The following is a 17,664-nucleotide window of genomic DNA, read 5'->3' on the forward strand; positions in this document are numbered from 1 at the left end:
AGGCTAAGGGTTTTGATTAAGCCAGTCTGAGTCGCAGGAGCGCGCACCGCTATGCTAGTAAATAGTCTGATCGTCATCTTGAGCGTTATTGCGATGGAGGGCATCGCCGCATTCACCCACCGCTACATTATGCACGGCTGGGGATGGCGCTGGCATGAGTCGCACCACACTCCGCGCAAGGGGGTGTTTGAGCTGAACGATCTCTTTGCGGTGGTCTTCGCCGGGGTGGCTATCGCGCTGATCGCCGCAGGCACGGCGGGGATCTGGCCCCTGCAGTGGATTGGCTGCGGCATGACGATCTACGGCCTGCTCTACTTCCTGGTGCACGATGGCCTGGTGCACCAGCGCTGGCCCTTCCACTGGATCCCGCGCCGGGGCTATCTGAAGCGGCTTTACGTCGCGCACCGCCTGCACCATGCGGTGCGCGGACGGGAGGGCTGCGTCTCCTTCGGCTTTATTTACGCCCGTAAGCCTGCCGACCTCCAGGCGATCCTGCGCAAGCGTCATGGCCGCCCGCCTAAACGGGACGCTGCCAAAGACCAGCCGGACGCGGCGTCACCCTCGTCGTCTTCGCACGAATAACCTGGCCCGGCGCCGCCATCAGCATGGCGATTTTTTCACCTTTGCTGGTGTGCTGGCGGCGATCCCAGGCGCTGCCTCCCGCCGCTTTTACCTTAATACCGATCTCCCGGTAGACGCTGCGGGCGGTGGCGATCGCCCAGGCGCAGCGCGGCGGCAGGTCATGCAGCCCGGCCTGCGAGGAGATGTAGTACGGCTCGGCGGCGTCAATTAACCGCTCCGCCACCCGCGCCAGCGCCGCCCGGTTCTCCCGTGCGGCATAGTTCTCCGGCGTCAGCCCGGCATCGTGCAGCCACTCGGCGGGCAGGTAGCAGCGGTCAACAGCCGCATCGTCAATAATATCCCGGGCGATATTCGTCAGCTGAAAGGCCAGCCCGAGATCGCAGGCGCGATCCAGCACCCGCTCATCCCGCACGCCCATCACCCTCGCCATCATCAGTCCCACAACTCCAGCTACGTGATAACAGTAGCGCAGCGTATCCTCAAAGGTGACATAGCGAGTCTGGGCTACGTCCATCGCAAAGCCGTCGAGGTGATCGAGCGCCATGCGGGGCGTAATGCCGTGGGTCAGCGCCACCTCCTGAAAGGCGGCGAAGGCGGGATCCTGCATCTCTGCCCCTTCAAACGCCGCCAGGGTCAGCTTGCGCAGCCGGGCCAGGCGCTGGGTCGCCTCCTCTTCTGCCGCAGTCTCGCTGGCAAAGCCGTGGGTCTGGTCATCGATGACGTCATCGCAGTGACGGCACCAGGTGTAGAGCATCAGCACGCTGCGACGGGTGGCGGGATCGAACAGCTTCGCGGCAGTGGCAAAGCTCTTCGAGCCGTTGGCCATGGTCTGCGTGGCGTGATCAAGCAGTAGCGGTTGGCTCATTGCAGATCCTCAATCATCAGGCTGGCGGTGGCTTTCGCCGAGGCCACCACGCCGGGAATACCCGCTCCGGGATGGGTACCTGCGCCGACCAGATAGAGGTTGGCGATATCGCTGTCGCGGTTATGGGGCCGGAACCAGGCGCTCTGGGTGAGCAGCGGCTCGATAGAGAAGGCCGAGCCCAAGTGCGCATCCAGCGTGTCATGGAAATCCGCCGGGGTAAAGATACGCTGGGTTACCAGCTGGCTACGCAGGCCGGGCATGTAGCGCTCTTCCAGGTAGTCAAAAATACGGTCGCGCAGCTTCGGCCCCTCCTGCGCCCAGTCCAGCGGCGCGTTGCCAAGATGCGGCACCGGGGCCAGCACGTAGAAGCTGGCGCAGCCGGGAGGGGCGAGCGAAGGATCGGTCACGCAGGGCGAGTGCAGATACAGAGAGAAGTCATCCGCCAGCGCGCTGCCGGTAAAGATGTCGTCGATAAGCTCCCGGTAGCGCGGGCCGAAGCAGATGGTATGGTGCGCCAGCTGCGGATGGGGCTGGTTCAGGCCGAAGTAGAGCACAAACAGCGAGTTGCTCATGCTCTTGCGCTCCAGCGCTGCCGCCCGCTTCTGCCCCACCGGATGGTGGCCGAGCAGCTTTTTATAGGTATTCACCACGTCAGCGTTTGAGGCTACGGCGTCGGCATCAAAGGTGCGGCCATCCGCCAGCCGCACCTGGCTCACGCGGTTATCGGTCACCACCAGCTCCTCAACACGCGCGTTGAGCACGATCTCCCCGCCCAGATCGGTAAACAGCTTCACCATGCCGTTGACCAGCGCCCCGGTGCCGCCCTCGGGGAACCAGACGCCCCACTCCCGCTCAAGGGCGTGGATCAGGGTATAGATGGACGAGGTGGTAAAGGGGTTGCCGCCCACCAGCAGAGAGTGGAAAGAGAAGGCCTGCCGCAGATGCTCATCCTCAATAAAGCGCGAGACCGACTGGTAGACGCTCTGCCACGCCTGAAGCTTAAGCAGCTGCGGCCCGGCGCGCAGCATGTCGCGAAACGAGAGAAACGGCACGCTGCCGAGGCGCAGATAGCCCTCCTGGAACACCGCCTGAGAGTAAGCCAGGAAGCGCCGGTAGCCTTCGACGTCGCGGGGGTTAAACTGAGTAATCTGCGCCTCAAGCTCGGCGCTGTCGTTAGCGTAGTCCAGGGTTTTCCCGGACTCCCAGCAGAGCCGATAGAAGGGTTTCACCGGCAGCAGCCTGACATAATCCTCCATCCGCTTGCCGGCGAGGGTAAATAGCGCCTCGAGCGCAGTGGGATCGGTGATCACCGTCGGCCCGGCGTCAAAGGTAAAGCCCTGATCATGCCAGACGTAGGCGCGACCGCCGGGCTTGTCCCGCTGCTCCAGCAGCACGGTTGGGATCCCTGCCGCCTGCAGGCGGATCGCCAGCGCCAGGCCACCAAAGCCTGCGCCAATCACAACGGTTTTCTTCATCCTTTTTCTCGCCTGTCAGGGAAATGGTTCAGCGCCGCCCGCCAGGCCTCCCCCAGCGGAACCGGCGGCTTGCCCGTCAAAATGCGGGCCTTATCGAATAGAGAGAGCCGACCGGCGTAAAAGCGGCCTACGGTTGGCTCCGGCAGCCCGTAGAAGCGCTGCATCACCCGCCAGCGATTCTCCTCGCGTCCCGCCAGAAAGAGCATCCGGTTTAGCAGGCGGAAGAATCCCTGCCTGCGCCAGTGGCGTTCGGCAAACTGTCGGGTGAGCTGATAGAGCGGGACGCTGCCCAGACGCGGGCTGTCGGCGATCTCGTCGGCCAGAGCGACCGCCAGCGGCAGCGAGTAGCCGGTGGTGGGGTGGAACAGCCCCGCCCGCATTCCCGAGCGCGGCACGCCTGCCCCATCGGCCCACAGCGCCTGGATGTCGCCCGCCAGGGTAATCGGCAGACAGCCGGACTCCTCGCGCTCAAGCTGGGCCAGCGACCACCCTTTGCTGTGAGCATAGTCGGTAATGGTCTGACGCAGGAGATCGCTATCGAGCTGCGGGGTGTTGGCGTAGCGCGTGTCCTCAATCAGCAGCGTGTCAGCAGAGAGCGGCAGGGTATAGACAAAGCGGTAGCCCTGCTGCTGCTCTACCGTGGCGTCCATCAGGATCGGTACGGTCAGGCCGTGGGGCTGGCTCAGCCGCCACTGCTGGCCGAGAAAGAGCTGGTAGCCGGTCTGCATCGCCGGATTGGCGGTCACGCCGCGACCATCAATCACCGCCCCGGCAAGCAGCGCCTCGCCGCTGGCAAGGCGTACGCTGTTAGGTAAGACCTCGCTCACCGGACAGCTACGCCAGATGTTCTCTCCCAGCGCCTGATGCAGAGCCTCGGCAAAGCTCTCTGACGTAATGGAGTAGTAGCCGCGTGCGAGCCGACGGCTGAGATGGGGAAACTGCACCTCATAGCCCGGCCAGGCGTGGGCTACCAGCGGGGCCAGCCAGGCGTGCTGTTCGGGGGTAAGATCGTCCTCGTGGAATGACCAGGTGTGGTTCCCGCCAATCTGCTCCCCGGCCTCGATCAGCAGCACGTTGAGCTGCGGGTAGCGCTGGCGCAGACGCCAGGCGATCAGCCCGTTGGCCAGCCCGCCGCCGACTAAAATCAGATCCCTCACGATACGCTTTTGCTCCCTGTCATGGCCTGTTCAATTAGGGTCGCCGCACGCAGCGTGCCTCCGGCGTCGTTAAGCTGCTGGCGGGCCGTCGCCAGGCGCTGGTGCAGGGTCTCGTCCCGCAGCAGCTGGGCAATTTCATCCGCCAGGGTCTGCTGTCTGGCAAAGCGTGACACCCGGCGGCCCAAACCGTTATAGACCAGTCGGGCAGCCACGGCGGGCTGGTCGAAAGAGAGCGGCACCGCCAGCACCGGCGTGGCGGCAGCCAGCGCATCCAGCACGGTATTGAGACCGCCGTGGGTAATCACCAGATTTGCCTCAGCAACGTAGCGCGGCTGGTCGACAAAGCTGGCCACCTCCGTCGCGCCGCAGGCGTAGAGCGAGTCGGCCTGAGCCGGCGTCAAACCATCGCAGTGGGCAATGGTCACCTCCGCCCCCACGCTGGCACAGGCCCGGGCGATCTTCCGAAACAGGCGTAGACGGTGCCCTTGCAGCGTACCCAGCGAGGCAAAGATCCGCGGCGTGCTGCGCGGCGGGCGTTCCACCTGCGGTGGCGGCTGGTAACGCAGCGCCCCGACGTAGTGGAAACAGTCCGGCAGCGCCCGGCGCGGGAAGTCGAGAAGGGGAACGGACTGGCTGATCTGCGCCAGCGGCGAGAGGCACTCGTCGAGACGCCTGCGCTCCGGCAAACCAAAGCGCTGACTGTGGCGCAGGATCGTCTGTCCGTGCGGGTACATCAGCGCATCGTAGATACGTTCGCTGACCTGAAAACGCTGCAGGGCTTTCTTATCCTCGGCGTAGTGAAACGGCATCACTGGCAGCGGTAGGCCCGCCTCGCGGTTGACCGGCAGCGCACAGGCGATGGAGATAAACGGCAGCCCCAGCGCCTCGGCGACCAGGCTTCCGGCAGGCTCCATCTCATCGACAATCAGCGCGTCCACCGCCAGCCGCTGCAGAATAGCGGGCAGCTGTCGGCAAAGCACATCGGTCAGGGATGACATGGCCGCGATCAGCCGCAGCAGGTTGCCGTTGCTCTGCTGCTGTACGCTGCGCTGGGCCTGCTGCACGCTGGCGGGAAGCGGATAGAACGTTACCCGCTCCGTTTCCTGCTCTGCCAGCGAGGCGACGTTTCCGGTAAGAAAGGTCACCCGGTGGCCGCGCCGGGCCAGCTCCAGCGCCAGGGCATGCAGCGCCACCGCGTGGCTGTAGAGCGGCGGTGCCACGATGGCAAAATGGCTCATGGCGCATCCCGCAAATAGCGCATATCCGCCTGCTTCAGATCGTAGAGGCTACTGCTGCCCGTGCAGAAGCAGGCGACCCGCAGCTGTTCAATGATGACGTTAAAGTGATCGATCACCTTCTCCGTAGAGACGCCCGCGCTGCCAAGCACGGCGGCGGCCTGGCCCACCATGCAGGCTCCGAGCCGTAGCGCTTTTGCCGCATCGACGCCGTTTTTAATACCGCCTGAAGCGATAATAGGCACCTGCGGCCAGGCGTCGGCGATCTCAACCAACGCTTCGGCGGTAGGGATCCCCCAGTCGGCAAAGACGTTGGCGACGCTGCGCTGCTGCTCGGTCGCCGCCCGCTCGCCTTCAACGGCGGCCCAGCTGGTCCCGCCCGCGCCTGCGACGTCAATCACGGCAACGCCGACATCCACTAGCTGCCCGGCTACCGCGCGGGAGATCCCTGCCCCCACCTCTTTCACCACCAGCGGAACGGGCAGTTCACGGACCAGGGTTTCAATAGCCGCCAGCCGTCCGCGCCAGTCGCGATCGCCGCCGGGCTGCAGCGCCTCCTGCAGTGGGTTGAGGTGCACAATCAGGGCATCCGCCTCAATCATCTCCACGGCGCGCCGGGCGTAGTCGAGACCTTTCCTGCCCGTCAGCTGTGCCGCGCCAAGGTTCGCCAGCAGCGGCACGTCCGGGGCCAGCTGGCGCAGCGTTTTATCCAGCCCAAGGCCAGCGTCGCTCTCAATGGCGACGCGCTGAGAGCCAACCCCCATCGCAATCTTCAGCGCCTGCGCCGCCTCGGCAAGGTGACGGTTAATATGGCGTGAGCGCTCAACGCCGCCGGTCATCGAGCTGATCAGCAGCGGGGCTTGTAACTGACGGTTTAAAAAGGTGGTTTCCAGCGTGATGTCGTTAAAATCCAGCTCCGGCAGGGCGCAATGGGTAAAGCGCCAGCGTTCAAAGCCTGCGCTGGCCTGGGTTACGGCGCGCCGGGGATCGAGGACGATATCCAGATGATCGTTTTTACGCTGAACAAGGCGCTCGTCCTTCATTCATTACTACTCCTGTAATGTGGTTCCATAGTTGAGTGCTGCTTGAACCGAAGGGCGGTATCAGGCGATTTTCATGACCGGTGACCAGTCGGCAAGGTGATGACCAAACCACAGATGCATAAACTGTCGGATGGATCTTCCCTGCGGACAGGCAAAGGTGAGGTGTCTGTCGGCGGAGTCAATGTGCTCGCGCAGCTTTTGTCGGGCCGCGTCCGCGCCCAGCCGGTTTACTAGCGTCGATTTCCCGGCGTCCTTGTTACGATCTTTGCCGGTCGCCGGGTGGTCGTCACGCAGATCGTCCAGCAGCTGAAAGGCCTGGCCAAAGTCGAGAGCGAAGGCGTGCAGCGTCTGCCGCGTGCTCTCTGGCGACGCAGCGGCGATGGCGACGATCTGTAGCATCGCGCTAAACAGAATGCCGGTTTTCAGATGGTTGGTGCTGAGGATAGCGTCGGGAGTACAGTCCAGCGCCGCATCGTTGAGATCGCGAAACTGTCCCAGCACGAGGCCCTGCACGCCCACCGCGTTTGAGAGTTCGTTGACCGCCTGGGCGCGTCTCTCCCCCGGCAGATCGCGGGTGGCGGCGATCAGACCAAAGGCTTTAGAGAGCAGCCCAACGGCGGCGAGGATAGCCACGCTCTCGCCAAATTTTTTGTGGGTGGTAGGCTGCCCACGGCGCAGCTCGGCGTTATCCATGCAGGGCATATCGTCGAGCATCAGCGACGCGGTATGGGTCAGTTCAACGGCGCAGGCGAGATCGAGCAGCGTGGACATGCTGCCCTGATAGCGTAGATCGCGGGCGGCCAGCAGCATCAGCAGCGGACGGATCCGTTTGCCCGGCGCCATCGCCCCTTCACGCATGGCAACGCTGACGACATCCTGGCTATTGGTTTCAGGAAGCAGGCTAGCCAGGTGTTCATCAATGGATTGTCTCATTACTTCAATTTCGCGATGGGGCGAAACGACCGTTTTACTGCCACTCACCATTGCAAGGTTACCCGCTATATTGTCTTGTAGTGTCACTTAACCGTAGACCGCGCGGGTAGCTCTCGCCAGGTTCTGAAGTAGTTTTACATTGATTAGACAGGCACCGGATTAGCCACTAGCATGCAGAGCAAATGCTTATCGCTTATGACCTGTGTATATGAACAACGATATCAGATCGCTGGATCTCAACCTGCTCAAAGCTCTGGATGCGCTGCTTGATGAAGGCAGCGTCACCCGGGCTGCACAGCGGCTCTCCCTCACTCAGCCTGCCGTCAGCGGTATGCTAACCCGCCTGCGCGACTTTTTTGACGATCCGCTCTTTATCCGTACCCAGCACGGGATGGTTCCTACCCTGCGCGCGACCGAGCTGGCTATGCCCGTTAAGCAGATCCTGACGGAGATCGCTGTTCTGCTGAAGCCGGCACATTTTGATCCGCTCAGCGCAGAGCTAACCTACACCATTGTCGCCACCGACTACGCTCTAAAAGCAGTTATCGTTCCCCTGATGGCTGCCCTAAAAAAACGTGCGCCCGGCATTCGTGTCGCGGTACGTCCGGTAGATAACGATCGTCTGTTCCAGCAGCTGGAACGGGGCGAAGCCGATCTGGCCCTGGTGACACCGCAAACGACTCCGGTCGAGCTACATAGCCGCGCGCTGTATCAGGAGGAGTATGTCTGCATGATGCGTGCCGAGCACCCCCTCGCCGTGGCGGGTGATATCACGCTGGCGCAGTTTTGCGAGCAGGAGCATATTTTGGTCTCTACCACCGGCAGCTTTTGGGGCGTGACCGACGAAGCTCTGGCAACAATGGGACGTACCCGTCGCGTAGGCATGTCCGTTAATAGCTTTTTGGTGTTACCCGAAATGCTGCGCCTGACCGATATGATCGCGGTTGTTCCCCAGCGTCTGGCCTGCCGCCAGGAGCAGATGGCGATGATGGATCCGCCGCTGGCAATCCCTGGCTTTACCAAAAGCATGGCCTGGCATGAACGCACCCACCGGGATCCGGCCCAGCAATGGATCCGCGCTCTGCTGGTTGAAATTAGCCAATTATAAGTTTACTTATAATATTTATCTAAAATGGCGATTTGGCTTATATCTGAATAAGGCGATAATCACTGCATGACGCGAAGGCGTCCCCGATATCGACTATTTTCAGGAGAGCACAATGCATACCATTTACTGGCCGGAAGGGTATATCCCAGGCTTCAGCGATAATTTTGTTTCTAACGAAATGATTATCCCAAACCTAAGCGTGGCGGATGTCTGGCCGTTTCTAAACCAGCCTCTGCTGTGGCCAGAATATTATAAAAACTCAGCCGACGTGCGCTTTTATAATAATGGTGGCCCCGAGCTGGAAAATAATCTGCGCTTCTATTTCAGCACCTTTGGCTTCCCAGTGGAGTCCCAGGTCGTGGAGTACGTTCCGCCTGCGGTGGGTGAACCTGCTCGCGTAGCATGGCACGGCTGGTCGGGCGAGGAAAATACGCCGGAGCGTCTGGACGTGCACCACGCCTGGCTGCTGGAGGATCTGCCGGGTAACCGGGTTCGTATTTTGACCCAAGAGACCCAGAACGGTGAGCCGGCTAAAGCGCTGGCGGTAACCCGTCCTAACCCCATGCTGAACGGACATCAGGCGTGGCTGGACGGTTTAGTCAGCGCTGCATTAAGCGCAAGCCGATAACGCGTTAGATCTGCGCCATACCGCCATCAACGAACAGCTCCGCGCCGTTGATAAAGCTGGCCGCGTCGGAGCCAAGAAACGCCACCACTTTGCCAATCTCCTCCGGCTCACCGAGGCGGCCCAGCGGCACCTGGGCGGCGAGCGCGTCAAACAGTCCCTGACGATGCTCATCCGGCACCAGATCGCCAAGGCCAGGCGTACGAACCGGGCCAGGGCTGACCACGTTGACGCGAATGCCACGATCTTTCAGATCCAGCGCCCACGAGCGGGCAAAGTTGCGTACTGCGGCCTTGCTGGCGCTGTAGACGCTGAAGCTGGCGGTGCCCTTAACGGAGGTGGTCGATCCGGTTAAAATGATCGAGGCGCCATCTACCAGCAGCGGCAGCGCTTTCTGCACCGTGAACACTACACCACGCACGTTTGTACCGAAGATGCGGTCAAAATGCTCTTCGCTGATGGCCCCTAGCGGCTGCATGTCGCCACCCCCGGCGTTGGCAAACAGAATGTCCAGCCGTCCGGCCTGTTTAGCTATCTGGGCATAGACCGCGTCCAGCTCTGCCAGCTTAGAGGCATCGGCGCGAATGCCGGTCGCTGCCGCGCCAATGGCATCCACCGCCGCATCCAGCTCTGCCTGGCGACGCCCGGTAATAAATACCTGCGCGCCCTGAGCCGCCAGCACCTGCGCGGTGGCCAGACCAATGCCGCTTGTACCTCCGGTGACCAGCGCAATTTTACCGTCGAGTTGTTTGCTCATCTTCATGTTCCTTTCCTGTTTAATAGTGAGTATCGGGATTGCCCGTCACCGCATCGTCAGGGCATGGATGAACTTTACTGTGCAATTGATTAATGAAAAATAGTGGAAAATAGAAAGGACTATTTATGGCTGTGGATAATTACCAGAGAGGATTGGCGCATAGTCATGCCGCGAGACGTCGCTAAAGCCGCTGATAAACAGCGCTGTACAAAGGGTGCGATACGCCGGGTCGCTGACCAACTGGCGCAGCGCGACCCGCAGCAGCGCGATGCGTGACGGCGGCGTGTTTCTGGCGGTAATCAACGGCAGTCCGGGCGCGGCGGGGCTAGCACCGATAACGGCAAGGTTAGCGATTAACTGTGGCGCATGGCGCTGAAGCAGAGCGAAGGTGACGCAGTCGATGGCCGCGATATCCGCCCTGCCCTCGCCGATCTCAACCAGCGACTGGCGGTGGCTGCCGCTGAAGATAACGTCATTAAAGAAGATCCCCTGATGCGCCAGCGGCGCGACCATCTGCATAAACACGTTGTAGCCTGACTGGGAGTCGGGTGCATTGCAGACCGTGCGGGTACCGCGAAAATCCGCCAGCGTTTTATGCCTGTCGCGCTGGCGCACCACCAGCAGGCTGCGGTAGCGAATGCCTTCGCAGCCCGGAGCCGAATAGTGAAAGCAGCCCACCGTCTGCACCTCCGGCAGCCGCGTAACCAGCGGATAGCCGCAGGCCTGGCTCAACAGAAGATCGTCGCTCTGCCAGTGGGTCAGCAGATCCTCCTGCGGCCAGACCGGCGTGACGGCAACGCCCCTTGCCGCCAGCAGATCCTGCACAGCCTGGATTAGCGCCTCGCTATCCGGGCGGTAGAGGTCATACATCGGAAACGCAATCCTACTGCTCATTACCGTTCGCCTTGTTAAAGCCGGGGTGGGCATCAACGTTCACCGAGCGCCATAGAAAGTGCCGCAGCCACTCGCCGTAGCCCCGCACCAGAAAGCCGCCGTTGCGCTGCTGATAGCTTGCCCGATCGCGCAGGTAGACTTTACGTAATGCATACCAGGGCACGCCCGGCAGATCGTGATGCACAGAATGGTAGTTCAGATTAAGGAACAGTACCCGCCACGGCAGCGAGGCCTCGTTGATCACCGAGCGCGCAAGCGGATCGTTGTCCGCCCGATGCTCCAGAAAGGAGCGCACCTTGGTCAGGGCCAGCGCCGGATAGCTAACCGCCAGCACAAAGTAGAGGATCGAAAACTCGCAGCGCACCAGCCAGGCAAAGGTCGCAGCCAGCAGAACACCGTGCACGATCCACATCGCCATTGCCTGACGATCGAGGCGGCGAAACGATGTCACCATGCCCTCCAGCAGCTGGGCGATATCCAGCGCCGGGGCCAACAGCAGGCGACCAGGAAAGGTGTTGCGTAGGGCAATCAGCTTGCGCTGCCAGGGCGCATAGCGCCGCCAGCGCCACTCGGGAATGTAGTAGGACTCGGGATCGTCCTCCGGCTGCGTGAGCAGATGGGTACGGTGATGCGCCAGATGTGCATCCCGATAGAGACCGTACGGGTACCAGACCGCCAGCGGCATCAGCCCCAGCAGCTGGTTTACCCGTGGGTAGCATGTAGGGTGACCGTGGATCAGTTCATGCTGAAGTGACATGTACCAGGTGGTGAACCAGATCAGCACCAGCGTGGCGGGCAGCAGCCCCAGCGTCTGCCAGAACGCCAGCGTCGTAAACCAGCCGCCGTAGATTACCGCGATTAAAATCCAGGTTGGCAGCTCGCAGCGCCACAGCCAGGAGCGGGCGCGCTGCCGAACCCAGTCGCGCTGCTCTTCATGCAGCCAGCCAGCGGTGCTTTTTGCCATTTTTTCCCACCTCTTACCCCGATGTCAGACAGGCAAACGATGTGAGAAAACGGCGGTAATGACAAAGAATTTAAACGGCTTAGCTTTTGCGAAGCGCGGCAATGGTAGAGCGCCCGGTGATAAACACCGGGCAGAGGGAAGCGTTACGCACCAGCCTTGTCGAGGGCGAGAATATCTTCCGGCGTAAGCTGAAGGTTTATCGCCTCAACAAAGCCATCAACGTGCTCGATTTTAGTGCCGCTGGCGATAGGCGCGGTCACGCCGGGGCGGCTAATCAGCCAGGCGAGCGCCACCTGCGCAGGCTTCACGCCGTGCTTCTCCGCAACGCTGTCCAGCGCCTCCAGAATGGCATAGCCGCGCGGGTTGAGGTATTTACCCACGCCCTCGCCGCGCTGGCTCTGGCCCAGATCCTTCTCGCTGCGGTATTTCCCGGAAAGGAAGCCGGAGGCCAGGCTGTAGTAGGTCACCACGCCGATGTTCTCCCGAACCACCAGCTCCTGCAATTCGCCTTCAAAGCCGTCGCGATCGTAGAGGTTGTACTCCGGCTGTAACACCTGATAGCGCGGCAGGCCGTTAGCATCGGCCGCCTTAAGTGAAGCTTCTAGCTGCGCTGCATTGAGGTTAGATGCGCCAACGGCGCGGATCTTGCCGGCTTTCAACAGCTTCTCATACGCGCCAAGGGTCTCTTCGTAGGGCGTGCTGTCGTCCGGCCAGTGGGAGAAGTAGAGATCGATATAGTCCGTTTGCAGGCGTTTTAGGGAGTCATCAACCGCCTGTTCAATCCAGCGGGCGGAGAGCCCTTTTTTCCCCGGCTCGCCAAGGTCGGAGCCGACTTTGGTAAACAGGGTGATTTTTTCCCGTGCGCCAGGGTGGGCAGCAAACCATTTGCCAAGGATCGTTTCGGATTCGCCGCCTTTGTTGCCTGGCACCCAGGCAGAGTAGACATCGGCGGTGTCGATGGCGGTTAGGCCGCGCTCCAGCAGCGCATCCAGCAGAGTGAAGCTCTGCTTCTCATCAACGGTCCAGCCAAAGACGTTACCGCCAAAAACCAGCGGTGGAATGTGTAATCCCGTCGTGCCTAATGAACGTAAAGCCATGCGCAATACCCCTTTTTTTAGTTACGGTATAGGCAATCGTAGACAAAACACGGTAATAACGCACTGAATGCAAATGGAGATTTGTAGAAGGGAAGCTCTTCCCTACGAGCCTGATGGGCCGTAGGGAAGAGTAGAGCGATTACTTCAGACGGTAGGCAACAACGGCATCGCCGCCTTTGGTGCCCAGCGAGCCGTGACCGCCCGCGGCAATAACCACGTACTGCTTGTTATCGCTGCCCAGATAGGTCGCCGGGGTAGCCTGGCCGCCCGCTGGCAGCTCGGTCTGCCACAGCAGCTTACCGGTGTTGATGTCGTAGGCACGGAAGAAGTTATCCGCCGTTGCGCCATGGAACACCACGTCACCTGCCGTTACCAGCGGACCGCCGTGAGCGACCATCCCCATCGGGAAGCCGATCGGGAAACGCCCTGGCAGGAAGGTGGTGTTGAGGTTCTTGGTCGTACCGACCCGACGCATCCACTCCGTTTTACCGGTGGTCAGATCGACGCCTACCATCCGGCCCCACGGCGGCGCAATACACGGAATGCCCAGATCGGAAGAGAGCTGCTGAATGTGGATCGCGTAGGTGCCCTGGAAGTTCTCGTTCCAGTACGGTGAGTTCTCCTTGGTAAACAGACGCTCTTCTTCTGTCTGCGGAGTACGCTTGATCAGGTTGTATTTGTAGGCCAGACGTACCGGGGAAGCGATCAGGATCTGACGCTCCGGATCGATAGCCACAGAGCCCCAGTTAAACACGCCGATATTGCCAGGGAAGACAATCGAGCCGGACTCGGTAGCTGGCGTCCACGGGTTACCGTCGTAGCGCAGCGATTTAAAATCGATACGGCAGGCCATCTGATCGAACGGCGTGATCCCCCACATCGCTTTTTCGCTCAGCGGATCGGGAATAAAGTTCAGCGCGGAGACCGGTTGGGTCGACGAGAAGCTCTCCCCGGTGATGCCGCCTTCAGTAGAGACCTGCTTCTGGTTGATCGGGTAGACAGGCTCGCCGGTCAGACGGTTAAGCACAAACAGGTTGCCGGTTTTGGTCGGCAGGATCACGACCGGCTGTTTTTTCCCCTGATAGTCGATATCCAGCAGCGACGGCTGGGACGGGTTATCGCGGTCCCACAGGTCATGCTTCGAGGACTGGAAGCGCCACTTGAACGCACCGGTGTTGAGATCCAGCGCCACCAGCGTGTCGCGGAATTTCTCCGTGTTGCTCTGCGGATCGCGCTGGGTTCCAACTTCATCCGGCGAGGCGTTGCCAAACGGCACATAGACCAGACCGTTTTTCAGATCGGCGCTGAGAGTAGCCCAGGCTACAGGGGTATCCTGCGGGAAGGTCTGCCCGGCGGCAATCGGCTGGGTATTCTCAGGATTTGCCGGATCGAAGTTCCAGACCAGACGTCCGGTTACGGCGTCAAAGGCGCGGATGACGCCCGACGGGTTACCGGTGTTATAGCCGTTGTCCATCACGGAGCCGCCAAGGATCACCAGCTTACCGGCCACCAGCGGGGCGGCGGTCTGCATCAGCGCGTGTGGACGAATGGTACCCATGTTGTCATGCAGATCGACAATGCCGTTAGTGCCGAAATCGGCGCACGGTTTACCGGTATCGGCATCCAGCGCAACCAGCTTCGCGTCGGTAGTCGCGTTGAAGATGCGGCGAGTACAGGCTGCCGGTGCAACGTTAGTGGCTGCAGGCTGGGCTGAACTGCCGTCCTGAACGGCTGCGCTGCCGTCATAGTAGCTTACGCCACGGCAGGTCTGGTGCTGTTGCAGGTAGGAGCGATCTTTTTCAGGAACGTATTTCCACTTAAGCGCCCCGGTCTGCGGATCGAGAGCGTGCACTTCGTTGTGCGGAGTACAGAAGTAGAGCGCGTTGTTAACCTTCAGCGGCGTCGCCTCGAAGGTGTATTCGGTCGCGTCTTTGCTGCCGTCGCGCAGATCCCCGGTGTGGTAGGTCCAGGCCACTTCCAGATCGCTGGCGTTATCTTTATTGATCTGGTTGAGCTTAGAGAAACGCAGGCCGTTGGTGGTGCCACCGTAGGCGGTCCAGTTGTTTTCCGCGACGTCGGCGCTGGAGGCGTTACGTGCGTTAGTAATGGTGCCGTCCTGCGGATAGGGATCGTAGAAGCAGAGACCGATAACCAGGGCAATCATCACCGCCACGGTACCGCCGAGGAAAGGATGGAAGCGACGCTCCCCTGCCCCGCTGGCGCGGAAAAGCGGACGAACCACCCACGGCATCGCCAGCCAGAGGCCAATGACGCCTATCAGATCGCCACGCGGGATCCACTGCCACTTATCAAAGCCGACCTCATAGATGATCCAGGCCAGAACAATCCACATCAGCACCGCGTAGATATTAAGCGCAATGCGTTTGTTCAGGTAGAGCGTCACGGCAGTGGCAATCAGCCCCACGGCCATTACGGCGTAGAATGGCGAGCCGCCGACCAGCAGCAGCTTCGCCCCCATATAGAGCATCGCAAGCCCAATGAGCGCGATGATGATACTTGTTATTTTGTTAAGCATGATTTCCCTGACATAGACAAATGTTCAATTGAAACGGCGTTTTACAACAATTTCGAAACAATGTTACAACGATCACAAAAAAAATATAGGGTTAGCATGCTAACAAATTTGTCGTTTTGTGCGGGGAAAGGGTTAAGTGAGAGGTAAACAGGGGAGGCACAGCGCCCTCAGGCGTTGCGCGTCAGGCCAAACAACCAGTCGTTATGCAGTTGATCCCGCAGACGATAGCTTTCATGTAGCTCCTGCTCCAGGGTGAAGCCCACCTTTTCCAGTAGGCGGCGGGAAGCAAGATTACCTGCGGTGACAGTGGCAATCAGACGTTCAATTCCGCCCTCGCGGAAAGCATAATCACAAACGGCTCTCAGGGATTCTGTTCCGTACCCCAGGCCCTGCGCGTCGGGTGCAAACAGAAAGCCCACCTCGGCACAGTCAGGGCCGCGATGGATATAGCCCGTAACGCCCAGCTTTTTTCCTGTCGCCTTGTCAGAGACCACGAGGCACAGCCAGTGGGAGCTTTGAGGAGACCAGCATGGCAGCCTTGATTCAAAAGCGGCACGGATCTCTTCGTTTGACGGCAGATCCGCAACGTAATACATCACCTGCGGGTCTGTCTGTAGCGCGTGGAAGAAGTCCCAGTCGCTCTCCGCTATCTGCGTACAAATTAATCTGGCAGTCGTTATCGTTATCATTAAGAAATTCCAGTATGTTGATACCCTGGCTAAGCGGAAATTTACGCGTTCCAGCCACGCACAGGATCACACCCAGCGTGCTGACCAGTATGATACCTGCTTAAACGCTACTCATAATCCAGATTATATGTTACTGACGCTGTCACCGTGCCACTGTCTAACGTTCCCGTGCGAATGTATTGTGCGGCAAGAGGAATAGTGTCATCTCCCTCAGTTGCCTGAATAACCATCCAACGCTCCCCTAAAGAAATAGGGGTATAATTGTTTGACACATCAAGAAGCTGGACACCAACCCCTTTACCCGTACCTTTGTTTTCAATAATCGCAGGTGAATCCGCGACGCTATCACCGGATACGGTCATATACACGCCGGTATCCGCATCACAGCGTAAACTAATAGCTTGCTCTACGCGGCCGAAGGTAGCATTTATGTCCGGTAGGTCCGCCTGCGAAACATTCCCTAACGCGAATGTTAAATCCGAAGCACCAGATATACTGCAGGTAGATGGCAACAGATTTCCGGTGATATTAACCGTTCCTGTTTCATATCCCGTCCCGGCATAGGCCCTTGTTATGGTCAAAATAGATAGCACACTGAATATTGTAAGACATATTTTTGACATGATAGTTTCGCTTTATGTTATTCATAATCTAACGTATACGTAGCACTTGATGTCACAGACCCAGCGACCATATCTCCCGTTCTAATATAGCGCGCTGATACTGGAATATTAACAGATGCGCCAGCAGAACTGCTGATTGCCACCCGGGTTCCAAGGACATAGGGCGTGCCGTCTGATTTTAAAAGCTGAACGCCAATGCCCTGTGCCGAACCATTATTTTGTAATACGCTGGCATCCGTTGCTGAATCGGAAGATTGAATGCCACTAAACGTAATTCCTACCGTTGTTCCTTTACTGCAGTTGAGTTGAATATTGTGCGGACTGCTTTGGCCCCATGTGCTATTCACTTCCGGTAAGTTGCTCTTCTGCACATCATCCAGCACGATATTGACCTCCTTAGTGCTACTTACTTCACAGCCACTGGCGTTAACCGTCCCCGTAATGTAAAGCGTGGTTCTTTTCAACTGAGCCGGTACGCGATCGGCGGTTGCTGCTACATAACCAACCACACCAGAGAGTATCCCCCCCTCTACGGCCCCGCTGGTCTTGATGAGTCTGACACGAGGTATAAACGAAAGTGTCACCTTTTCGTTTGTACTTGATATCGTAAATCTACCTGACGCCTTATTATTGCCAGGCGGAATAAAATAGACAGTGGCTTTATCGTTATCCTTAGTGACATTAGAAGTCATCGTTAGGTCAGCACCAAGCTGTACACCGACCCCGGCAAGGTTTGTTGCAAAAGTCTCAGCATCATTATAAACACCCAAATCGGCATTATCCGACCCGACTATATAATCCAGTTCTCTGTTAGCCGATGTGTCGGCTGTAAATGTGCAAACCGCCACCTCAGAAGGAGCATATGAGTATGCCCCTTTAATCTCCCCTCCAATTGCCAAATCGGGAGTGAAATTTGGAATGCCCACGTTCATAGGGAAAGCAGTTGTACCCTGTGTACAAGTAGCCGTTCCCGCCTGAACAGATGATGCTAAAAACCAGAGAATAGCCGCTGCAAAATAAAATAGACCACTTCTGGAACTGATATAACCTCGATGCTTACACTTCAATTTCATTTGATAAC

At 59.3% G+C, this 17,664-nt stretch carries 17 protein-coding genes; 3 read left to right on the top strand and 14 right to left on the bottom strand.

What is annotated here, in order from left to right; genetic code table 11:
• The first annotated feature begins 51 nt into the window (after nt 1-51).
• Nucleotides 52-582 carry a sterol desaturase family protein gene (locus RTP97_RS10090; RefSeq protein ID WP_312413177.1) on the top strand — a complete coding sequence of 177 codons (531 nt, stop codon included), beginning with the start codon at nt 52-54 and terminating at the stop codon, nt 580-582.
• Here the strand turns inward: RTP97_RS10090 and crtB are convergent.
• From crtB to RTP97_RS10120, 6 genes are read right to left on the bottom strand one after another with little or no spacing between them, the layout of a single operon-like run.
• Nucleotides 518-1,447 carry a 15-cis-phytoene synthase CrtB gene (gene crtB, locus RTP97_RS10095; protein ID WP_312413180.1) on the bottom strand — a complete coding sequence of 310 codons (930 nt, stop codon included), beginning with the start codon at nt 1,445-1,447 and terminating at the stop codon, nt 518-520. The genes RTP97_RS10090 and crtB overlap by 65 nt on opposite strands.
• The gene (locus RTP97_RS10100; protein ID WP_312413182.1) at nt 1,444-2,922 is read right to left on the bottom strand and encodes a phytoene desaturase; all 1,479 of its coding nucleotides are present in this window, start codon (nt 2,920-2,922) and stop codon (nt 1,444-1,446) included. Before RTP97_RS10100 ends, crtB begins: the two co-directional genes overlap by 4 nt.
• Nucleotides 2,919-4,079, bottom strand: a complete 1,161-nt coding sequence (gene crtY / locus RTP97_RS10105) for a lycopene beta-cyclase CrtY (protein ID WP_409455936.1) — start codon at nt 4,077-4,079, stop codon at nt 2,919-2,921. Before crtY ends, RTP97_RS10100 begins: the two co-directional genes overlap by 4 nt.
• Nucleotides 4,076-5,317 carry a glycosyltransferase gene (locus tag RTP97_RS10110; RefSeq protein WP_312413183.1) on the bottom strand — a complete coding sequence of 414 codons (1,242 nt, stop codon included), beginning with the start codon at nt 5,315-5,317 and terminating at the stop codon, nt 4,076-4,078. Before RTP97_RS10110 ends, crtY begins: the two co-directional genes overlap by 4 nt.
• Nucleotides 5,314-6,357, bottom strand: a complete 1,044-nt coding sequence (gene fni / locus RTP97_RS10115) for a type 2 isopentenyl-diphosphate Delta-isomerase (protein ID WP_312413184.1) — start codon at nt 6,355-6,357, stop codon at nt 5,314-5,316. The genes RTP97_RS10110 and fni overlap by 4 nt, the downstream gene beginning before the upstream one ends.
• A 60-nt stretch (nt 6,358-6,417) precedes the next feature.
• Entirely contained in the window at nt 6,418-7,290 is an 873-nt protein-coding gene (locus RTP97_RS10120) for a polyprenyl synthetase family protein (RefSeq protein WP_312413187.1), read from the bottom strand.
• Between the two features lie 208 nt (nt 7,291-7,498).
• Here RTP97_RS10120 and RTP97_RS10125 point away from each other — a divergent pair, with 208 nt between their 5' ends.
• Nucleotides 7,499-8,398 carry a LysR family transcriptional regulator gene (locus RTP97_RS10125; protein ID WP_312413190.1) on the top strand — a complete coding sequence of 300 codons (900 nt, stop codon included), beginning with the start codon at nt 7,499-7,501 and terminating at the stop codon, nt 8,396-8,398.
• 112 nt (nt 8,399-8,510) lie between these two features.
• On the top strand, nt 8,511-9,026 hold the full coding sequence (locus RTP97_RS10130; RefSeq protein ID WP_312413192.1) for an SRPBCC domain-containing protein: 516 nt from the start codon (nt 8,511-8,513) through the stop codon (nt 9,024-9,026).
• A 4-nt stretch (nt 9,027-9,030) separates the two neighbouring features.
• Here RTP97_RS10130 and RTP97_RS10135 read toward each other — a convergent pair whose 3' ends face one another.
• The 8 genes from RTP97_RS10135 to RTP97_RS10170 all read right to left on the bottom strand — a co-directional run bounded on the left by RTP97_RS10135 (nt 9,031) and on the right by RTP97_RS10170 (nt 17,656).
• Nucleotides 9,031-9,780 carry an SDR family oxidoreductase gene (locus RTP97_RS10135; RefSeq protein ID WP_312413194.1) on the bottom strand — a complete coding sequence of 250 codons (750 nt, stop codon included), beginning with the start codon at nt 9,778-9,780 and terminating at the stop codon, nt 9,031-9,033.
• Nucleotides 9,781-9,903: 123 nt separating this feature from the next.
• Nucleotides 9,904-10,674: a phosphate/phosphite/phosphonate ABC transporter substrate-binding protein gene (locus RTP97_RS10140; protein ID WP_312413195.1), complete on the bottom strand. Its 771-nt coding sequence runs from the start codon at nt 10,672-10,674 to the stop codon at nt 9,904-9,906.
• Complete coding sequence (locus RTP97_RS10145) at nt 10,664-11,638, bottom strand: fatty acid desaturase (RefSeq protein ID WP_312413198.1); 975 nt, start codon at nt 11,636-11,638, stop codon at nt 10,664-10,666. The genes RTP97_RS10140 and RTP97_RS10145 overlap by 11 nt, the downstream gene beginning before the upstream one ends.
• Before the next feature lie 143 nt (nt 11,639-11,781).
• A complete protein-coding gene (locus RTP97_RS10150) occupies nt 11,782-12,735 on the bottom strand; it encodes an aldo/keto reductase (protein ID WP_312413200.1) in 954 nt (317 codons plus the stop codon).
• 139 nt (nt 12,736-12,874) lie between these two features.
• A complete protein-coding gene (locus tag RTP97_RS10155; protein WP_312413203.1) occupies nt 12,875-15,271 on the bottom strand; it encodes a membrane-bound PQQ-dependent dehydrogenase, glucose/quinate/shikimate family in 2,397 nt (798 codons plus the stop codon).
• Nucleotides 15,272-15,438: 167 nt separating this feature from the next.
• Nucleotides 15,439-15,960, bottom strand: coding sequence for a GNAT family N-acetyltransferase (locus RTP97_RS10160; RefSeq protein WP_312413205.1), 522 nt, complete (start codon nt 15,958-15,960; stop codon nt 15,439-15,441).
• A 107-nt stretch (nt 15,961-16,067) separates the two neighbouring features.
• Nucleotides 16,068-16,583 carry a fimbrial protein gene (locus RTP97_RS10165; RefSeq protein WP_312413207.1) on the bottom strand — a complete coding sequence of 172 codons (516 nt, stop codon included), beginning with the start codon at nt 16,581-16,583 and terminating at the stop codon, nt 16,068-16,070.
• A gap of 17 nt (nt 16,584-16,600) precedes the next feature.
• Nucleotides 16,601-17,656: a fimbrial protein gene (locus RTP97_RS10170; protein WP_312413209.1), complete on the bottom strand. Its 1,056-nt coding sequence runs from the start codon at nt 17,654-17,656 to the stop codon at nt 16,601-16,603.
• Nucleotides 17,657-17,664: the final 8 nt, after the last annotated feature.

Source organism: Pseudescherichia sp., from assembly GCF_031998825.1.
Classification (GTDB): Bacteria; Pseudomonadota; Gammaproteobacteria; order Enterobacterales; family Enterobacteriaceae; genus Pseudescherichia.